The 17691-nt window shown below is 54.7% G+C and carries 13 protein-coding genes; 11 read left to right on the top strand and 2 right to left on the bottom strand.

The genetic code is table 11. The annotated features are described in order from the left end of the window. Positions 1–481 precede the first annotated feature (481 nt). The 7 genes from H3T88_RS08020 (at position 482) to H3T88_RS07990 (ending at position 6122) form a co-directional block, all read left to right on the top strand. Complete coding sequence (locus H3T88_RS08020) at positions 482–1306, top strand: oxidoreductase (protein ID WP_198204218.1); 825 nt, start codon at positions 482–484, stop codon at positions 1304–1306. 350 nt (positions 1307–1656) lie between these two features. After that, a complete protein-coding gene (locus H3T88_RS08015) occupies positions 1657–2664 on the top strand; it encodes a hypothetical protein (protein WP_198204217.1) in 1008 nt (335 codons plus the stop codon). Next, positions 2651–2977 carry a hypothetical protein gene (locus tag H3T88_RS08010; RefSeq protein ID WP_110417277.1) on the top strand — a complete coding sequence of 109 codons (327 nt, stop codon included), beginning with the start codon at positions 2651–2653 and terminating at the stop codon, positions 2975–2977. The genes H3T88_RS08015 and H3T88_RS08010 overlap by 14 nt, the downstream gene beginning before the upstream one ends. A gap of 427 nt (positions 2978–3404) precedes the next feature. Continuing rightward, a complete protein-coding gene (locus tag H3T88_RS08005) occupies positions 3405–3701 on the top strand; it encodes a hypothetical protein (RefSeq protein WP_110417278.1) in 297 nt (98 codons plus the stop codon). A gap of 598 nt (positions 3702–4299) precedes the next feature. Next, positions 4300–4482 (top strand): hypothetical protein, encoded by a 183-nt coding sequence (locus H3T88_RS08000; RefSeq protein ID WP_198204216.1) that lies wholly within the window; start codon positions 4300–4302, stop codon positions 4480–4482. A gap of 723 nt (positions 4483–5205) precedes the next feature. Further along, on the top strand, positions 5206–5769 hold the full coding sequence (locus H3T88_RS07995) for a TetR/AcrR family transcriptional regulator (protein WP_198204215.1): 564 nt from the start codon (positions 5206–5208) through the stop codon (positions 5767–5769). Beyond that, positions 5766–6122 (top strand): hypothetical protein, encoded by a 357-nt coding sequence (locus H3T88_RS07990; protein WP_198204214.1) that lies wholly within the window; start codon positions 5766–5768, stop codon positions 6120–6122. Before H3T88_RS07995 ends, H3T88_RS07990 begins: the two co-directional genes overlap by 4 nt. Before the next feature lie 135 nt (positions 6123–6257). Here H3T88_RS07990 and guaA read toward each other — a convergent pair whose 3' ends face one another. After that, the gene (guaA, locus tag H3T88_RS07985; protein ID WP_198204213.1) at positions 6258–7820 is read right to left on the bottom strand and encodes a glutamine-hydrolyzing GMP synthase; all 1563 of its coding nucleotides are present in this window, start codon (positions 7818–7820) and stop codon (positions 6258–6260) included. A gap of 339 nt (positions 7821–8159) precedes the next feature. On the opposite strand from guaA, the gene H3T88_RS07980 reads away from it, so the two are divergent. The 3 genes from H3T88_RS07980 (at position 8160) to H3T88_RS07970 (ending at position 14733) form a co-directional block, all read left to right on the top strand. After that, positions 8160–10634, top strand: coding sequence for a phosphoketolase (locus H3T88_RS07980; RefSeq protein WP_198204212.1), 2475 nt, complete (start codon positions 8160–8162; stop codon positions 10632–10634). Between the two features lie 288 nt (positions 10635–10922). Beyond that, positions 10923–13421 carry a glycoside hydrolase family 31 protein gene (locus H3T88_RS07975; protein ID WP_198204211.1) on the top strand — a complete coding sequence of 833 codons (2499 nt, stop codon included), beginning with the start codon at positions 10923–10925 and terminating at the stop codon, positions 13419–13421. Between the two features lie 40 nt (positions 13422–13461). Then, entirely contained in the window at positions 13462–14733 is a 1272-nt protein-coding gene (locus tag H3T88_RS07970) for an MFS transporter (RefSeq protein WP_015021940.1), read from the top strand. Between the two features lie 28 nt (positions 14734–14761). Here the strand turns inward: H3T88_RS07970 and H3T88_RS07965 are convergent, their stop codons facing one another. Further along, positions 14762–15772 carry a LacI family DNA-binding transcriptional regulator gene (locus tag H3T88_RS07965; RefSeq protein WP_198204210.1) on the bottom strand — a complete coding sequence of 337 codons (1011 nt, stop codon included), beginning with the start codon at positions 15770–15772 and terminating at the stop codon, positions 14762–14764. 187 nt (positions 15773–15959) lie between these two features. On the opposite strand from H3T88_RS07965, the gene pta reads away from it, so the two are divergent. Further along, a complete protein-coding gene (gene pta / locus H3T88_RS07960; RefSeq protein ID WP_198204209.1) occupies positions 15960–17675 on the top strand; it encodes a phosphate acetyltransferase in 1716 nt (571 codons plus the stop codon). The last annotated feature ends 16 nt before the right edge of the window (positions 17676–17691 follow it).

Genomic DNA, 17691 nt, shown 5'->3' with positions numbered 1-17691 from the left:
TCCGATAAACGCGACCATTATTTGACCAGGCACTTCCATTTTGCGGACGCGACAGGTATCCAAAACACTTTTTTATAGTAGGTGACATGGTACCAGGCCAGATTAATCTTCAGGTTCCCTGGTAGGCTCCCTCGGATCACCCATTCACCAGGCTGGCAAATCGCAGACCGCGAATCTTTACCAGCACATTGAGATAACCCCCTCCCCACTCAAGCTCTCATCTCATTCCGACCCATTACATCCCGAAGTATTGATCGGTTGTATGCTGAGCTCATCTCTTCGCTATGGCCGGCAAACTATGACCAGCTAAAGCGAATTGGGTAAAAGTCATGTCAAAGCGGTGTCGTTCTACCAAACTCGATCATAAGAGTGGCCTTTTCTTACTGTTCAGGCCTTTGCGTTTGAGATCGCCGTCATATACTTTGCCTCAAAGACAGGCAAGAGACAGAATTCTTGGATATCCGTCAAAAGGGGTGAGGAAATGACCAATCGAGTGGCGCTGGTCACTGGGGCCACCAGCGGCATAGGGTATGAAACCGCTCGAATGCTCGCCGAGCATGGATACCGGGTGTATGCAGCAGGACGACGTGTCGAACGACTGAAGCCGCTGGGCGACAAAGGGGTGACAGCCGTGCGGATGGACCTGACAGATTCCGCCTCCATCGAGAAGGCCGTCGCACGAATCCTGCAGAAGGAGAGGCGGGTTGATTTGCTGGTCAACAACGCCGGCTATGGCTCCTATGGCCCGGTCGAGCAGGTCTCCATTGATGAGGTCCGCCGACAATTCGAGGTCAACCTCTTCGGCCTTGCCCGCCTGACCCAGCTGGTACTGCCCGCCATGCGCCGGGCCAGACGCGGCCGGATCGTCAACACCTCTTCCATGGCAGGCCGGATGGTTACCTATATGGGTGCCTGGTACCACGCCACCAAGTACGCCCTTGAAGCCTTCAGCGACGCACTGCGTATGGAAATGCGACCCTTCGGCATCGACGTGGTCCTGATCGAGCCAGGAGCCATCGCCACCAACTGGGGCGCAATCGCCGCCGACCATCTCCAGGCGGTCACCCACAGGAGTGCCTATCAAAAGTCGGGATCTAGGGCTGCAGCCGGGCTACGCAAACTGTACTCGAGCAGGCATTTGACCAAACCATCCGCTATCGCCAGGGCCATCGTCCGTGCCTCGATAGTACGCCATCCTCGTCCACGCTACCTTCTGGGCTTCGGAGCCAAACCTTTGGTCGCCCTTCATGCCCTGATCCCCACCCGTGCCTGGGACTACCTGATGGTCCATGCCAAGGACCTCTAAACGCTAAAACTATGTGCCAGAGCAATACGCCATTGAAGCCAGGTGTGCGCAAGGAAGTTTAAGTTTGGTGAGGCAAAATTCTGACCCAGCTATTGTGAAATACCAAGAGTCTGATATACATCACTTTCCTTGCCTAAGGCTAGTGCTGATGAGGACGGCCGTGTGGATGACGTTAGGTTGGGATGTTGCAAATACTGTGCCGCACCATTCGTTGATATTTGTTTCAGACTTTGACTACTCCCAAACAAGGCAATTGCTTTAAGCGCCTTTGAGCAATGGACGGTTATAATGTAATGAATTATCGTCAGCTATTAGCGCACAGCCTGCATGTCTTTCGATAGGGGGTTTGGTTGAAGCCTGAAGAATCTGAGTTCAGCGCCGATCCGGACTCGCCCTTGGCATTTTTCCGGAACGGAATAAAGAATGGCATCACTAAAGGCAATACCGCCATCAAAGACATCGTTCATGCACTGGAACGTGAATCCTCCGAATTCGCCTTGGCTCATAAAGCCATGAATAGCGATTTGCGTTTGGTGGTAGATGCTCCAAAAAATACCCTCGATGCCATCGCTAATGGTGACATCAAGCTAACCACCGATAGAGCAGGCAACACCTTTGCCCAACTTTTGGATACCAACGGGCGATATGGAAAGAAATTACCCATCAAGCGCGAGGATTTCAGCGAGGGAATTGATCCCGTTCAAGCGGCGAACGCAATACAACTCAGGGCAATTCAAGGTCAACTTGAAGACATCGCCCGCCAGATTGCAGTCATTGATGTGCGCGTGCAGGAAGTACTCGAGGGGCAACAGAACGACAGGCTCGGCCTCCTACAGAGCGGCATGCGCCTTTATCTGCAGGCCCGTGAAGTTGACGACGACACTCTTAGAAAGCTGCTTATATCTCAGGCTTTGCGCGCTCTATCGGACGCAGAGGCCCAGCTCGAGCTGAAGATGGAGTCTGACGTAAAATATCTCGCAAATGGCGACTACGAACATGAAAAAGGCAAACGTACAAAACTCATCGATGAAAGAATGGAGAGCATCAACGGTTGCTTTCCTGCCATACACGAGGCGTCAATTGCCAGAGCAGCCATTTTTTGCGAACAGGGAGAACCCAAGGCCATGGTGAAAGCCCTGGAAACATATTCGCACTTTATCAAAACGACTGTAGGAGACAATGCGGGCCTTCTAGCGGAATGCGATCGCTCCGATACAGGAACAGAACAGGGAATTTGGCGATCTCGGGCCGCACTCCAACTTGACGTATCCAAACTAAGCAAATCCCTAGCGTTGCCCGAAAAGCACTTGTACCTAAAGATAACTGATAAAAAGGATGAGAGCCATGAAGAGCGTTAGAGGCTGCACCAACCAGGAATGCGACTCTTACAAAGAGAACTTGAAATATAAAAAAGACTTCGATTACTGTCCGAAATGCGGCTCAAAACTGATGACCGTATGCAACTCCCGTGGATGCCACACTTTCTTGGATAACCCGGATAGCATCTTCTGCGCCCGCTGTTTGGCCAAAAGAAAAGACCGTGCGGATCATGTGAAGAAGAACATGTCCACCATCGGCGGAAGCGTGTTGGTAGCAGGTGGTTTCCTCGCAAAAAAAGGCAAGACAATCGCCTCAGTTTTAGCGACGGCAAGCAAATTCATACCAAAATGAAGGCCTTCATGGACCGGAACAACATGCCTTGGGCGCGGTGGCTGGCATCCAACATGCACTCCACCCCATATGCGTGGCCAGATGACTGAGTCGACACCATACCAGCAGTTTGCTGACCGGCCAGGGAGCAACACGCTACGCCCAGATCAGTAGGTTCGAAATATGCAACATACTGACGGATAGAGCCAGAAGGCGTTGGGAGTTGAAAGCGGCCAAGGCCGCGACATCAGAGTTTGACGACACAAACGTGCGATTAGTGATTCCATGATGTTGTTATATAGTTGTTATGAAAGTGAGTCATAGGCGATTCATGAAAGCGTTGAGGTATCGGCGGCTTCTGTGACGATGACTCTCGCGGCTGGATTCTAAAAGCGATCAGAACTTCAGCGGCCAACAATGAGCACCAGGAATTTTGAGAGGAATAGCCATGAGCTTGACGAATGACAAGAATCCGAGGGTTGAAGTCACAAAGATATTTGCCGACTACGAACACCCCATGACTGCGGCAGTGGAATGGGCCCAAAGCATCGCCACTTCCAGGGGAATAAATCCCAGCAAGGATCAAGTTGTGTTTATCCGTGAACTCAGGCGTGCGGAGCCGAGTCTAAGTCTGAAATCCGCCGTGTACCTTGCTCAGATGACAGAGAAAGCTGTCCGAACCGAACACAACGCAGATGAAACAGGCATCAAGAGTCTGCTGGACACTGATAGCATTATTCCGTGAGCCCCACCAGTCCCATTCAAGCGAACTGGGGATATGGGTATACCTCGAAGTCATCTAAGTGACGATATATTGGGCTCACTATGATTGGGGTCCTTTTGTTGAAGCCAACCTCTCCCCCAAATAAGATAGTGCTTTCAATTTTCTCAACTGCTATGTGGCGATGAGCCGCCTGCCCTCTGGTCGGGTATAACACCAGTGTGGCCATACTCTGATCTTAATGATGGCGGTGCTTCCCGAAACGCTTACGTGGATTGCCAAAGATCTGGGTCAGACTTGGCTTTAACCACTTCGCTAACCTTGCCCCTCGCATTACTCGGAGCCGATAAAGCGCCCTCTAATCGCGCAATAGAAGACTTCGAGACACCATATGTTTCCCTACATATTTATCTCTTCAGCAATTATGTTGGCTTTTTGTTTTTCTGCAGCTAATGCACGGCTATGCCATTTGGCATACATGTCAACCAAAGGAAACTGATATGCAGTCATAGAACACACACAAGGTACTGGCCCTAGTGCAAACAAGCGCGTCAGCGGCACCGATGTTGGTGTTACCGGAACGGCTAGCGTTCCTGAACTCATTACAACTGCGCAGAAGCCAATGATTGAACAGATCCGAACCAGAGAAAATGGTTCATCCCTCAGCACTGCAGAACTTGATCAATTGGCCGATTGTCTGGATCAGCTTCCTACAGAGATTAAAAATGCCGACTCCAGGACCATTCCGCATTTCGCTGAAAAACTGGATAACTTCTTAGCTGACGGAACCTTCTTTTATAACTGACCCTCAGATAACCAGATCCAACCGAGGTTTGATTTGGGAGGGTTCATTTTCCAGACGGGAATTGTCTTTATCCAATACGGTGTCCCGGCCTATAGAATCATCAGCGGAATCAGCACGCTCGGTAAAGTCTGGGGCGGAATTTCCGGTATCAAATGGGCGCTGCGATCAGGTCAAGCTGAGCTCTGGTGGGAGGAGATGTTGCCAGAGTGCTGTTGTGAATAATTGGGATTGACTGTGTAATAAGGGAGTGCTTCGGCTGATTTATGCTCTGAGTATTTGCAATTCAGGTGACCACTGACACCATAAATGTTGATGGTCGCCAACTCTACTTGCAATTAAAGGAGTGTCGAATGAAACCTGGAAGAGACGCGGAACTTGTTCCGGGTCCATTTATCGATATCTGGATTGTCAGTATCATCGTTAGCGACGTTGACGGGTCGATATTTACACTGGTCTTTCTCGTTGTAACCATTATCGAAAACTGCACATATAAGTTCAACAATTCTCGTTGATATCCAGCTGATAATCGTATTCCTTGTTGGTTCCCTAGAAGCCCAGAATATATTCGTTCAATCAAAAAACAGAACACCGAAAGTTCCTCAGGGCAGTAGTTTCAGCGGGAAACATAGTTATTACACTGGTTATCACTTCTCCTATGGCACTTTTTATGCTCGGATAGGCTTTATGCTCGGATGGGGGCCATCTTCATGGCTCTTGATTCTCGTGCTCATCACTGGAAGCTTGCCATCGAATTACTATTTCCATCACCGACTGCTTCCAAAAAGATATAACGATAATCATGAGCAAGAAGACCGTCCATTATTCTTGACCATTCAGTCAAATAATGCTATCTTGACGAGTATGGGTCGCAAGAGAAGTTTCGATGATGATGAGGTACTTGCCCGTGCCCGCGAGGTTTTCCTGGAACAGGGCTATGAGGGCACGTCGATTGATGCTCTGGTCAAGGCTACGGGTCTGCTCCGGGGCAGTCTCTACGGTGCTTTCGGCAGCAAGCGTGGCATGTTCGTGGCTGCGCTTCGTGATGCAACGGATTCGGAGTCGCGCAACTCAGGAGTGCTCAATCTGGTATTGGTGGCACTCATGGAGCTGTCAGATCATGATCTTGAGGTTCGTGGGCTGGTCAGGGATTACCTTGCGAAGCTGTCCTGCTCGGGATCGGGAGATACCAATGCTGTAACCGTTGATATAGCCAAGCTCCTCGGCGAGACGCTGTTGCAGCGTGCACATGTTCGGTTGCAGTCTGATGATGAAAGAAGCAAGTCATGAACAACAAGGTGGCAATTGTCGGGCGGACGCTGGAGGTAGAACCGCAGGGCTTGGATAAGATGTGGTCGTTCAAGGGGAAACTGGTGGTGCCGCTCGAGCATGTTCTCGGTGCCAGCGAGGATCCGGGCATTCTTGATGATGCCAAGGGGCTGCGTTCGCCCGGCCTGCATGTTCCCGGTAAATGGGCCGGCACATACATTGAGCATGGGGAAAAGACATTCTGGAATGTCACCAGACCGGAAAGTCCCATCGTCATCCAACTCAAGGACGAGCACTATGACCGGCTGGTGCTCGGGGTGGAGCAACCCCGCGAGCTGGTCAACCAGATCAATGCGGCCATTACAAAGCAGTAAACAATAAATTGCCGGACCTGAGCTCTTTTATCGACCGTCGACATTTAATGGCCCAAGAACAAAATAGGTGGGCCGACAAGTCATATGACCATATGGTCTTTGACGTATTGCCGTATGATTTGTCGGCCCAGATGCTCACTCCCACTCGATGGTTGCCGGAGGCTTGGAGGTGCAGTCCAGGACCACGCGGTTGATGCCCGGGCACTCGTTGGTAATGCGCGTGGAGATGGTGGCCAGCACGTCGTAGGGCAGACGGGTCCAGTCGGCAGTCATGGCGTCCTCCGAGGAGACCGGACGCAGCACGATCGGCGAACCATAGGTGCGCTCGTCGCCCTGCACACCTACTGAATGCACATTGGCCAGCAGCACGACCGGGCACTGCCAGATCTGCCGATCCAGTCCAGCCTTGGACAACTCTTCGCGAGCGATGGCGTCGGCCTCACGCAGGGTCTCCAAACGTTCGCGGGTGATCTCCCCGATGATGCGGATGCCCAGACCGGGGCCCGGGAAGGGCTGACGCCAGACGATCTGGTCAGGCAGGCCCAGTTCGGTGCCGATGGCCCGGACCTCATCCTTGAAGAGGGTGCGCAGGGGCTCGATCAGCTTGAACTTGACATCCTTGGGCAGACCGCCCACGTTGTGGTGGGATTTGATATTGGCCGCTCCGTCTCCGCCGCCAGACTCGACTACGTCCGGGTAGAGCGTGCCCTGCACCAGGAACTTGACTTCCTTGCCGGTCTTGCCGGCTTCCTCGATCACCTGCCGCTGGGCCTTTTCAAAGGTGCGGATGAACTTCTCTCCGATGATCTTGCGCTTGCGCTCAGGCTCGGAAACACCCTTGAGGGCAGTCAGGAAGTCCTGCGAGGCATCCACGGCGATCAGCTTGATGCCAGTGGCGGCCACAAAATCATGCTTGACCTGCTCGGCCTCCCCCTTGCGCAAGAGCCCATGATCCACGAAGACGCAGGTCAGCTGGTCGCCGACGGCCCTGTGGACCAGAGCAGCCGCTACAGCTGAATCTACGCCGCCTGACAGGCCGCAGATGACCTGGTCGTCACCCACCGTGCTACGGATCTTCTCCACCTGCTGCTCGATGATGCCCGAGGCGTTCCAGTCCGACGGCAGTCCGGCACACTGATGCAGGAAGCGGTCGATCATGTCCTGCCCCAGAGGGGTGTTGGTCACCTCGGGATGCCACTGGACCCCGTACAGTCCACGGGAAGGGTCCTGCATGGCTGCCACCGGAGCACCCTCGGTATGCGCCAGAACCTCAAAGCCTTCGGGCGCACGATTGACGGCGACACCATGGCTCATCCACACGTCCTGGCGGGCGGGCGAATCCTGCAGTATTCCCTTGGCGCTGTCGATGAAGGCCTCGGTCTTGCCGTACTCCCCCAGTGCCGCCTTGTCCACCTCGCCGCCCAGCTCATGGGCCATGACCTGGAAGCCGTAGCAGATGCCCAGCACGGGCACCCCCGACTCGAAAATCCGCTTGTCTATGGTGGGCGCCCCGTCCACGTAGACGGAGGCCGGGCCGCCGGAGAGGATGACCGCCTTGGGATCCTTGGCCAGCATCTGATCCAGGCTCATCGAATGAGGCACCAGCTCGGAGTAGACCCCTGCCTCCCTGACTCGACGAGCGATCAGCTGGGCGTACTGTGCACCGAAATCGACCACCAGGACGGGACCCTGTGCCATAAGACTCCTTATATATATACGTATGCTGTATCTGCCATGAATGCCCGGAAGCGACAATTCAACGCCCGCGGACAAGTCCAGTATGGTTGCAGTTTTCGACAATGCTACAGTCATTGAGCCCTCATCGGCACCCCCGACTGCAATCCTTACCTGCAAGCAGACAATTCCATCGCATTTTCTCACAAGAGCGAACACACTATGCAAGAAAACGTTCAGAAAAGTCTGCTCGTTCACGTACCATGTAGGCATTGGGTACGAACCCGACAGATGCCTGAAATGACACTGTACGAGCTCGTAACCGAGGTAAATAAACAATCGCACTAAAGTGCAGGAGTACACATGACGAATCCTGTTATCGGCACCCCTTGGGCGAAGCTGGAGACCCCAATCGCCGAGGAGACCATCGAGGCCGTCGACAAGTATTGGCGGGCGGCCAACTATCTTTCCATCGGACAGATTTATCTTCGCAGCAACCCCCTGATGAAGGAGCCCTTCACCCGGGAGGATGTCAAGCATCGTCTGGTCGGCCACTGGGGCACCACCCCCGGCCTGAACTTCCTGCTGGGCCATATCAACCGTCTGATCGCCGACCATCAGCAGAACACCGTTATCATCATGGGCCCCGGCCACGGCGGCCCTGCCGGCACCTCACAGTCCTACCTGGATGGCACCTACAGCGAGTACTACCCCAAGATCACCAACGATGAGGCCGGCCTGCAGAAGTTCTTCCGCCAGTTCTCCTATCCGGGCGGCATCCCCTCCCACTTCGCGCCTGAGACCCCCGGATCCATTCACGAGGGCGGCGAGCTGGGCTATGCCCTCTCCCACGCCTACGGCGCCATCATGAACAACCCCAGCCTCTTCGTTCCCTGCATCGTGGGCGACGGCGAGGCCGAGACCGGCCCTCTGGCCACCGGCTGGCAGTCCAACAAGCTGGTCAACCCCCGCACCGACGGCATCGTCCTGCCAATCCTGCACCTGAACGGCTACAAGATCGCCAACCCGACCATCCTCTCGCGCATCTCCGACGAGGAGCTGCATGAGTACTTCAAGGGCATGGGTTACGAGCCCTTCGAGTTCGTTGCAGGGTTTGACGATGAGGACCACCTGTCCATCCACCGTCGTTTCGCCGACCTGCTGGAGACCGTCTTCGACAAGATCTGCAACATCAAGGCCCGGGCCGAAACCGACGACATGACCCGTCCCTGCTACCCCATGATCATCTTCCGCACCCCCAAGGGCTGGACCTGCCCCAAGTTCATCGACGGCAAGAAGACAGAGGGATCTTGGCGCGCCCACCAGGTGCCGCTGACCTCCGCCCGCGACACGGAGGCCCACTTCCAGATCCTCAAGAACTGGCTGGCCTCCTACAAGCCCGAGGAGCTCTTCGACGAGAAGGGCGCCCTGCGTCCCGAGGTCACCAGCTTCATGCCCAAGGGCGACCTGCGCATCGGCGAGAACCCCAACGCCAACGGCGGGCGTCTGCTCAAGCCGCTGGAACTGCCTGACATCCACGACTACGAGATCGACGTCAAGAAGCACGGTCATGGCTGGGGCGCCACCGAAGCCACCCGCGTCCTGGGCTACTACACCCGCGACGTGCTGGCCAAGAACCCCACCGACTTCCGCATCTTCGGGCCTGACGAGACGGCCTCCAACCGTCTGGCTGCCGCCTACGAGGTGACCAACAAGCAGTGGGATGCCGACTATCTGTCGGAGCTGACCGACGAGCACATGGCCCACACCGGCCAGGTCATCGAGCAGCTTTCCGAGCACCAGATGGAAGGCTTCCTGGAGGGCTACCTGCTGACCGGACGCCACGGCATCTGGAGCTCCTATGAGTCCTTCGTGCACGTCATCGACTCCATGATCAACCAGCACGCCAAGTGGCTGGAGGCCACGGTTCGCGAGATCCCGTGGCGCAAGCCCATCGCCGGCCTGAACCTCCTGGTCACCTCGCACGTCTGGCGTCAGGACCACAACGGGTTCTCACACCAGGATCCCGGCTTCGTCGACATCCTGCTGAACAAGAACTTCAACAACGATCACGTGGTCAACATCTACTTCCCCGCCGATGCCAACATGCTGCTGAACGTGGGCGAGCGTTGCTACAAGTCGACCAACTGCATCAACGCCATCTTCGCCGGCAAGCAGCCCGCCGCCACCTACCAGAGCGTGGACGAGGCCGCCGCCGAGCTGGAGAAGGGGGCCGCCCGCTGGGATTGGGCCTCGAACGCCAAGGATGCCGAGGATGCTGATGTCGTCATCGCCACCGCAGGCGACATCCCCACCCAGGAGGCCCTGGCTGCCGACGACATGCTGCAGAAGCTGGGCGTGAAGGTCCAGTTCGTCAACGTGGTCGACCTGCTGAAGATCCAGGATGCCGAGGAAAACGACCAGGCCCTGTCCGACGAAGAGTTCACTGAGCTCTTCAGCAAGGACAAGCCTGTCCTGTTCGCCTTCCACGCCTATCCCGGCTCCATCTACCGCCTGATCCACGGACGTCCCAACCACGACAACTTCTCCGTGCACGGCTACGAGGAACAGGGCTCCACCACCACGCCGTTCGACATGGTGCGCGTCAACAACATGGACCGCTGGTGCCTGGCCGCCTCCGCTCTGCAGCTGGTGGACGCCAACAAGTACGCCGAACAGATCGACAAGTGGACCAAGTTCCGCGACGAGGCCTTCCAGTTCGCCGTGGACAAGGGCTACGACCATCCCGATTACACCGATTGGGTCTGGCCCGATGCCAACCGCGCCGGCCAGGAGACCATCTCCGCCACCGCCGCGACCGCCGGAGACAACGAGTGACCCTACCCGATAACTCCTAAGGCCGATTGTCGGTGTTCCTTACCGGCATTGCCAGAATTCCCCGCCGTTTTCAACGGCGGGGAATTTTTTATCCATAGCGAGTCATGCATGGCCTCGCTTATGCCACCCTCAATGGAAAAACCTGGCAAACACTCATACTGCTGAACAGCAGGCGGGACAATTAACTCAACACCGCCATGGGGCTGCATAGCTGCAAACCCACGATGAGGCGGTTATTCGCAGGCATGGAATGGCACTTTTCATGTCGAAACGCCAAGGAGGGCACGCATGAAGGCAAGCACAAAGCTCATCAATATAGATAACCACGGTGATTATCTGGATATTGTCACCAATGGAGCCAGATTCAGAATCTACCTGCTTGATCGGAACATCATCAGAATACGGAGCACCTTCAATCAGCATTTCGGACCCGAGCTCTCCTATGCCTTGGTCAAGACCGCCTGGAAAGACAGCACTGACCGTCTTATGGCTGATGAGCGCGAACATGTCAAGCCGATACCAATTCACCTAACCGAATGCAAAGACGGTTCCAAAACCGTTTCCAACGGACTGTACACCCTGACTATCAGTCCGGAACCTTTCGCCTTCTCCATCAGCGACCAGGACGGCAATGTACTTCATCAGGATTTGCCGGGGCGGTCGTTTCTTCAGGATAGTCTTGGACGCTCCACGCACTATTCCAGCATGGGCAATCACGAGCACTTCTACGGTTTCGGCGAAAAATCCGGCGATCTCGACAAGCAGCGCCGCCGAATGCGCATGCACAACACAGACTCGCTGGGATGGGATGCCACTAAAAGTGACCCGCTTTACAAGATGATTCCTTTCTATATCGATTTTAACGAGGATACCGGTCTCGCGCATGGCCTTTTCTACAACAACAGTGCCGACTCAGTCTTCGACATGGATTCCGAACACAGCAACTATTGGCTGCGATATAGCTACTACCAGGTCGAAGCAGGAGACATAGATCTGTTCTTCATAGGTGGCCCGACCATAGCCGATGTCGTACACCATTACACGGATCTGACAGGCAAGAGCGCAATGATGCCCCTATCCTCTCTGGGCTATATGGGATCGACCATGTTCTATACCGAATTGGAGCAGGACTGCGACAAGGCCATCGAAGATTTTGTTGACACCTGTCGTCAGCATGACATCCCCTGTGACGGATTCTTCCTTTCCTCTGGATACACCAGCGGAAAGGACGGCAAGCGTTACGTATTCACTTGGAACAAGAAGCGCTTCCCAGACCCCAAGGGTTTCGTGGATCAGCTTAAGAAAAAAGGTGCGCTTCTCGCGCCAAATATTAAACCGGGCATGCTGACCACTCATCCCCATACCGGGCAGATGGAAAAGGAAGAGGCTTACGTCAGAACGTCGGACGGCAAGGACTGGCAGGAAGATCGATACTGGGGCGGCCCGGCGCATTTCGTGGACTTCACCAGCCCCTCGGGACGACGTGCCTGGGCTAAAGAGATGAAAGAGAATTTACTCAATCTGGGGATTACCAGCATTTGGAACGACAACAATGAATACGAGATCAATGACGATCAGGCTCTGGTTGATGCTGAAGGGCTCCATCTGCCCATCAGTATGCTGAAACCGATCATGTCGACCATGATGGCCAAGACCGCTCAGCAAGCTGTAAAGGAGTCCGCCCCCGGCACGAGGCCATATGTCATCAACCGTGCAGGATTCGCCGGAATCCAAAGGTATGCCCAGACCTGGGCCGGAGACAACGGAACTTCTTGGGATAACCTCAAATACAACGTCCCGACCATCCTGGGAATGGGCTTGTCGGGCGTAGCCAACCAAGGGTGCGACATCGGAGGTTTTGATGGCCCTGCGCCGGAGCCGGAGCTCTTTGTGCGCTGGGTTCAGAATGGAATTTTCCAGCCCCGCTTCTCCATCCACTCATGCAATACAGACAATACGGTCACTGAACCCTGGATGTATCCTGCATACACCGAATACATCAGCCAAGCGATCTTGCTGAGATACAGCTTGATCCCTTACTTCTATGCCCTTCTTCACCAAGCTTCAATCGACGGCTCCCCCATCATGCGGCCCCTGGTCTACGAATTCGAGAATGATCGCCGTACTTATCAAGAGAGCTTCGAGTTCATGCTTGGCCCGTCCCTTCTGGTCGCCAATGTACTGGAGAAAGGCGCAGACAGCATCCGGGTCTACCTGCCTGAGGGCGCTGAATGGTTCGATTTGACCAACAATCAATATCTCTCGGGAGGACAGGAAATTACGGTTCCAGTAGACCTGGGCAGCATACCTCTCTACCTGCGGACCGGGGGCATCATCCCCACTTGTCAGGGGTTGACAAACCTCCATCAAGAGGTGATCGACCATCTTGAAATCCTCGTTGAACCCAATAAGGAGACCTCATTCGATATTTATGAGGATGACGGTATATCCACAGATTATCTTCAGGGTCTGTATCGTAAGACCAGATTGGGTATCCACCCGGATAAGCAGGGTGTCACTCTGGAGCTGAATAGCACCGGAGATTATGAAACCAAGGTCAAGCAGATGACGATTGCCGTCCTTTGCAAGACCATGGCGCCACTCGAAATCAGTTTGGATGAAGAACCCCTTGATCGTTACCTGAATATTGACCGATTCAAAGAAGCCACGGATGGATGGTTCTTCGATGGGCAGGCCCTGCGTGCATTGATTAAATTCCCCAGGCCTGAAGGGGATCACCATCAGGTCAGATTGGAATTCACGGCAAAGGATCTCATTTCCATTTGAGCGCCAACATACTTCACAACATACTTCAAAGGAGCACAGCATGGTAAAAGCGGAAGAAACCGCGCCAGTAGATGACGACGATATCGCAACTGAAGGATTTAATCTAGCTCGATGGATCATTGGGTACCTGGCCTTTTGGATCATTATGTCGATAGGCTTCGCCATGGTCAGCCAGGTTCTGCTTCCACAGCGCATCAAGGATCTGGGAGCATCCAATCCAACGGCCGTCCTGGGCACGATGACCTCAATCGGTTCCATAGTGGCCCTGGTTGCCAACATCGTAGTCGGCGCTTTGTCTGACCTGACCAAATCGAAATTCGGCCGCCGCTCGCCCTGGTTGTTCTGGGGCGCTTGGTTCACTCTGGCCTTCTACCTGCTCATGGGCAACATCGGCATCATCACCGGTCTGGTCGTCACATTGTGGCTATCTAAACTCAGCTTCAATATGATGAACTCCCCCATTTACTCGACGGTTTCCGACCGAGTGCCCAAACGATACCGCGGTACGATTTCGTCCGCCATCGGTTTTGGCAACACGCTAGGACTGGCGATTGGCGCCTGGGTAGGAGCCAGATTCATCGACAACGTACGAATGGGATTTACCATAGCTTCCATCTGCATGTTTATTTCAGCCATGCTTTTCTTGGCCATAATCCCCAGGGAGCCCGGCAATAAGGATGCAAAAAACGCCGCACCAGAGCAAAGCGCCTGGCGTCACATCGTCTATTCATTCACTCCGCCCATGCATGCTCCGGATTTTTGGAAGGCCTTCTGCTGCCGAACGCTGCTCCTGCTCGCCATACAGATGCTTTCCGGTTACTGGCTGTATATCTGCCAGGACTACATTGGTCTGTCTAAGACTTCAGCGGCCGCAGTTGTCTCAACCATCGCCATCTTCCAAATGCTGGCATCAATCGTCGCCATGTTCGTAGGGCCGCTGTCCGATCGTCTCCACCGGCGCAAACCCATGGTGGCCATGTCGGCATTCCTCGCCATAATCGGATTCATCTTCCCCCTGGCCATGCGAAGCATCACCGGAATCTACATCGCTTCCATCTTTGTAGCTTTGGGACAAGGTATCTTTATGGCCATTGACCAAGCCCTGAATGTCGATGTCCTGCCCAGCAAAGAGAATGCAGGCAAAGATTTGGGGTTCATCAACGCGGCAACAACAGCGGGACAATCCGCAGGCATGGCACTGACTTCCATCATCGTGTCGATGACCGGGACATATATCTACATCTTCCCTATCGCCATCGTCATGTCCATCCTCTCCGTATTATTCGTGCTTTCGATCAAATCGGTCAGGTAAGACAGTGGTATACGCATCGGTGAAAGTCTCAGATCCTGGGTGGTCCGGAGACTTCACCGGTGCTTTCTCGTAAAATAAGTTTCGCAGGTACACAACGGACCGTCATTCTGTGATCGGTTATGTGCAGAATCTCATCAATAAGCATCTGAGCGGCTTGGAATCCCATGTCCTGGTGTGGGATGCGAATAGTGGACAGCATCGGAGTCATAAGCCGACCAGCCTGGTTGTCATCTATGCCTAAGACAGAGACCTGTTCGGGAATGGCCATGCCTTGGCGCTTCGCGTATCGTATAAATTCAATGGCAATATCGTCATTGAAGGCGAGCGCAGCATCCGTGGGATTTCTCATGAACGACTTGAAAGCTCCAAGTCCCCGCATCTGCACGGGATAGGCGCACGGCAGCACCTGGTAATCCAAACCGTATTTATCAGCTGAATCGACAGCTGCGTGCAGTCTGACAACGTTCTGCCATGAGTTTTCCGGCCCCTGCATATAAGACACGGAATGATGACCTGTCTGCCGCAGATATAGCATGGACGCATCTATGCTGTCCGACTCGTCCACCCGTATTGAAGCAACTCCAGGCACCACCCTGTTGAGTACCACTATTGGTTTGTATGAGGCGAAATGCCTAATCTGATTGTCGGAAAGTCTGGAAGAACCGAGTATGAGTCCATCGACATGATTCAGGATTCCACGGATGGATGCCGCCTCAAGACTGACGCTCTCTTGCGTATCGATTATGGATAATCCGAATTTGCGCAATTGGCAACATCGCTGTACTCCTCTGGATATACGCACCGATACGATGTTCTCCAAATCGGTGACCACAACAGCAAGAAAACCGTGAAGTCGATTTTCCATGGGTACATCCAGAAGATCATGGTGATACCCCAGCTTTTCAGCAGTCTTCAATACATGATTTCTGGTGCACATTCCGACTCTGCCCGGTCTTGAAAAAACACGGGAGGCCGTAGACAAGGAGACACCAGCCGATCGTGCCACCTCAGTCAAAGTCACATAAGCCTGCTTTTTCATTGTCTCTCCCTTGGGAGGATTCCTACTGTAATGTGACCCATGCCACAAATATATGCATGCGGCACCACACACCCTCCTGCTTTTCAACCAGTTGCATCAGCTACAGCGGATCACGCATTGCATGCACGGATTTTCTTCGGTGCATCCGTCACCTATACTGATAACTGTTTGTGAACAAAGCAGTCACATGAGTATATGGGACAGGAGATACACAGTGAGCCCTGCAAGCATCACCATCATCAGCCCGGAGGCCGCCAACGGACGGAATGTAGTAGCCTACGGCCTCGTCAAGGCCCTGGCATCGCGTATGAAGACCACGGTCGTACGTCCGATTGCCTGTCACAAGGAGATGCTGACGAGTACCCTCATCGCAGCCAGCAGCTCTCCTGATCTGGATCCCGATGTGTGCCGCGGCACCTGCCCCTGCAAAGCAACGAGCAACGAAGAACAGACACGTGCTGATGCCCTGGCAGCCTATGACCGCGTTGTGGCGCAAACAAATCCCGATATGGTCCTCGTCGTCGGAAGCGACCACTCCAAAGTCTTCGACCCTGCTATCATCCAACTCAATGCGGCCATCGCTGCAGATTTACGTTCCCCGGTACTCCTCGTGGTCTGCACTATCGGACGTGAGCCCAAACAGGTCATGAAAACCGTACAGGCCTGCCGTCGAACCATAGAAGCCAGCGGAACCACCCTGGCAGGTGTTGTAGTTTCCGGCTGTGAAGAAGGCCAAAAACAACCTCTTCAGGACTTTTTCAAAGATTACGATCGTCCTTGCTGGACGGTATCGAAAAAGGCATTTGACACTGACGCTGAGGCCGAACAAGTAAGAAATGACGCCTATAAAGCCTTCACTGAGGATGTGAATCCAGATGAAGTACTGAAGGCGGTTGAGGAAGCAAAGCCCAAAGTGACCACGCCTGTGGCCTTCCAGAACGACCTGCTGGCCAAGGCCAAGGCCAACAAGAAGACCATCGTCCTGCCCGAGGGTGGCGAGGACCGCATCATCAAGGCGGCCGACTACCTGCTGGCGCGTAACATCGTCGACCTGATCATCGTGGGCGACAAGGATTCCATTCTGGCTCGTGGCAAGGAGCTCGGCCTCAACAACCTGGACAAGGCATCCTTCCAGCCCATGGACGACGAGCAGGTGCTGGCCCCCATGGTGGAGCGCCTCTGCCAGCTGCGCGCCAAGAAGGGCATGACCCCGGAGCAGGCGCGCAAGCAGCTGGCGGATCCTTCATACTTCGGCACCATGCTGGTGGTGCTGGGCAAGGCCGACGGCCTGGTGTCCGGCTCCATCAACTCCACTGCCAACACGGTCCGTCCCGCCCTGCAGGTGATCAAGACCAAGCCGGGCGCCTCACTGGTATCCGGAGCCTTCCTCATGTGCTTCCCCGACCATGTGGCGGTCTTCGCCGACTGCGCCATCAACCTCAACCCATCCTCGGAGCAGCTGGCCGACATCGCCATCCAGTCGGCCCAAACCGCCCGATCTTTCGGCGTTGACCCGCGCGTGGGCATGCTCTCCTACTCCACCCTGGGATCAGGCAAGGGCCCGGATGTCGACCTGGTCGAAGAGGCCACCCGTCTGGCCAAGGAGAAGGCACCGGACCTGCCCATCGTGGGCCCCATCCAGTTCGACGCGGCCTGGTCTCCCACTGTGGCAGCCACCAAGGCCAAGGGTGATCCGGTCGCCGGAAAAGTCAACGTCTTCGTCTTCCCCAGCCTGAGCGCCGGTAACATCGGCTACAAGGCCGTACAGCGCACCTCGGGTGCCCTGGCCATCGGACCGGTCCTGCAGGGTCTGAACAAGCCGGTCAACGACCTCTCCCGCGGCGCCTTGGTTGCCGACATCATCAACACCGTGGCCCTGACCGCCGTCGAGGCCCAGGACTGATTGCCGTCCCTAAAAC

Source organism: Bifidobacterium sp. W8110 (assembly GCF_016101375.1).
GTDB classification, from domain to species: domain Bacteria; phylum Actinomycetota; class Actinomycetes; order Actinomycetales; family Bifidobacteriaceae; genus Bombiscardovia; species Bombiscardovia asteroides.
Note: the sequence above shows the minus strand (reverse complement) of the source record. Positions and strands in the feature narration are given on the sequence as shown.

Excerpts from the sequence above, each read along its gene's own strand:
- H3T88_RS07980 (WP_198204212.1), top strand. The coding sequence starts at position 8,160 with ATGACGAATCCTGTTATCGGCACCCCTTGGGCGAAGCTGGAGACCCCA.
- H3T88_RS08005 (WP_110417278.1), top strand. The coding sequence starts at position 3,405 with ATGAGCTTGACGAATGACAAGAATCCGAGGGTTGAAGTCACAAAGATA.
- H3T88_RS07990 (WP_198204214.1), top strand. The coding sequence starts at position 5,766 with ATGAACAACAAGGTGGCAATTGTCGGGCGGACGCTGGAGGTAGAACCG.
- H3T88_RS07970 (WP_015021940.1), top strand. The coding sequence starts at position 13,462 with ATGGTAAAAGCGGAAGAAACCGCGCCAGTAGATGACGACGATATCGCA.
- guaA (WP_198204213.1), bottom strand. The coding sequence starts at position 7,820 with ATGGCACAGGGTCCCGTCCTGGTGGTCGATTTCGGTGCACAGTACGCC.
- H3T88_RS07965 (WP_198204210.1), bottom strand. The coding sequence starts at position 15,772 with ATGAAAAAGCAGGCTTATGTGACTTTGACTGAGGTGGCACGATCGGCT.
- H3T88_RS08000 (WP_198204216.1), top strand. The coding sequence starts at position 4,300 with ATGATTGAACAGATCCGAACCAGAGAAAATGGTTCATCCCTCAGCACT.
- H3T88_RS08010 (WP_110417277.1), top strand. The coding sequence starts at position 2,651 with ATGAAGAGCGTTAGAGGCTGCACCAACCAGGAATGCGACTCTTACAAA.
- H3T88_RS07975 (WP_198204211.1), top strand. The coding sequence starts at position 10,923 with ATGAAGGCAAGCACAAAGCTCATCAATATAGATAACCACGGTGATTAT.
- pta (WP_198204209.1), top strand. The coding sequence starts at position 15,960 with ATGAGTATATGGGACAGGAGATACACAGTGAGCCCTGCAAGCATCACC.
- H3T88_RS08020 (WP_198204218.1), top strand. The coding sequence starts at position 482 with ATGACCAATCGAGTGGCGCTGGTCACTGGGGCCACCAGCGGCATAGGG.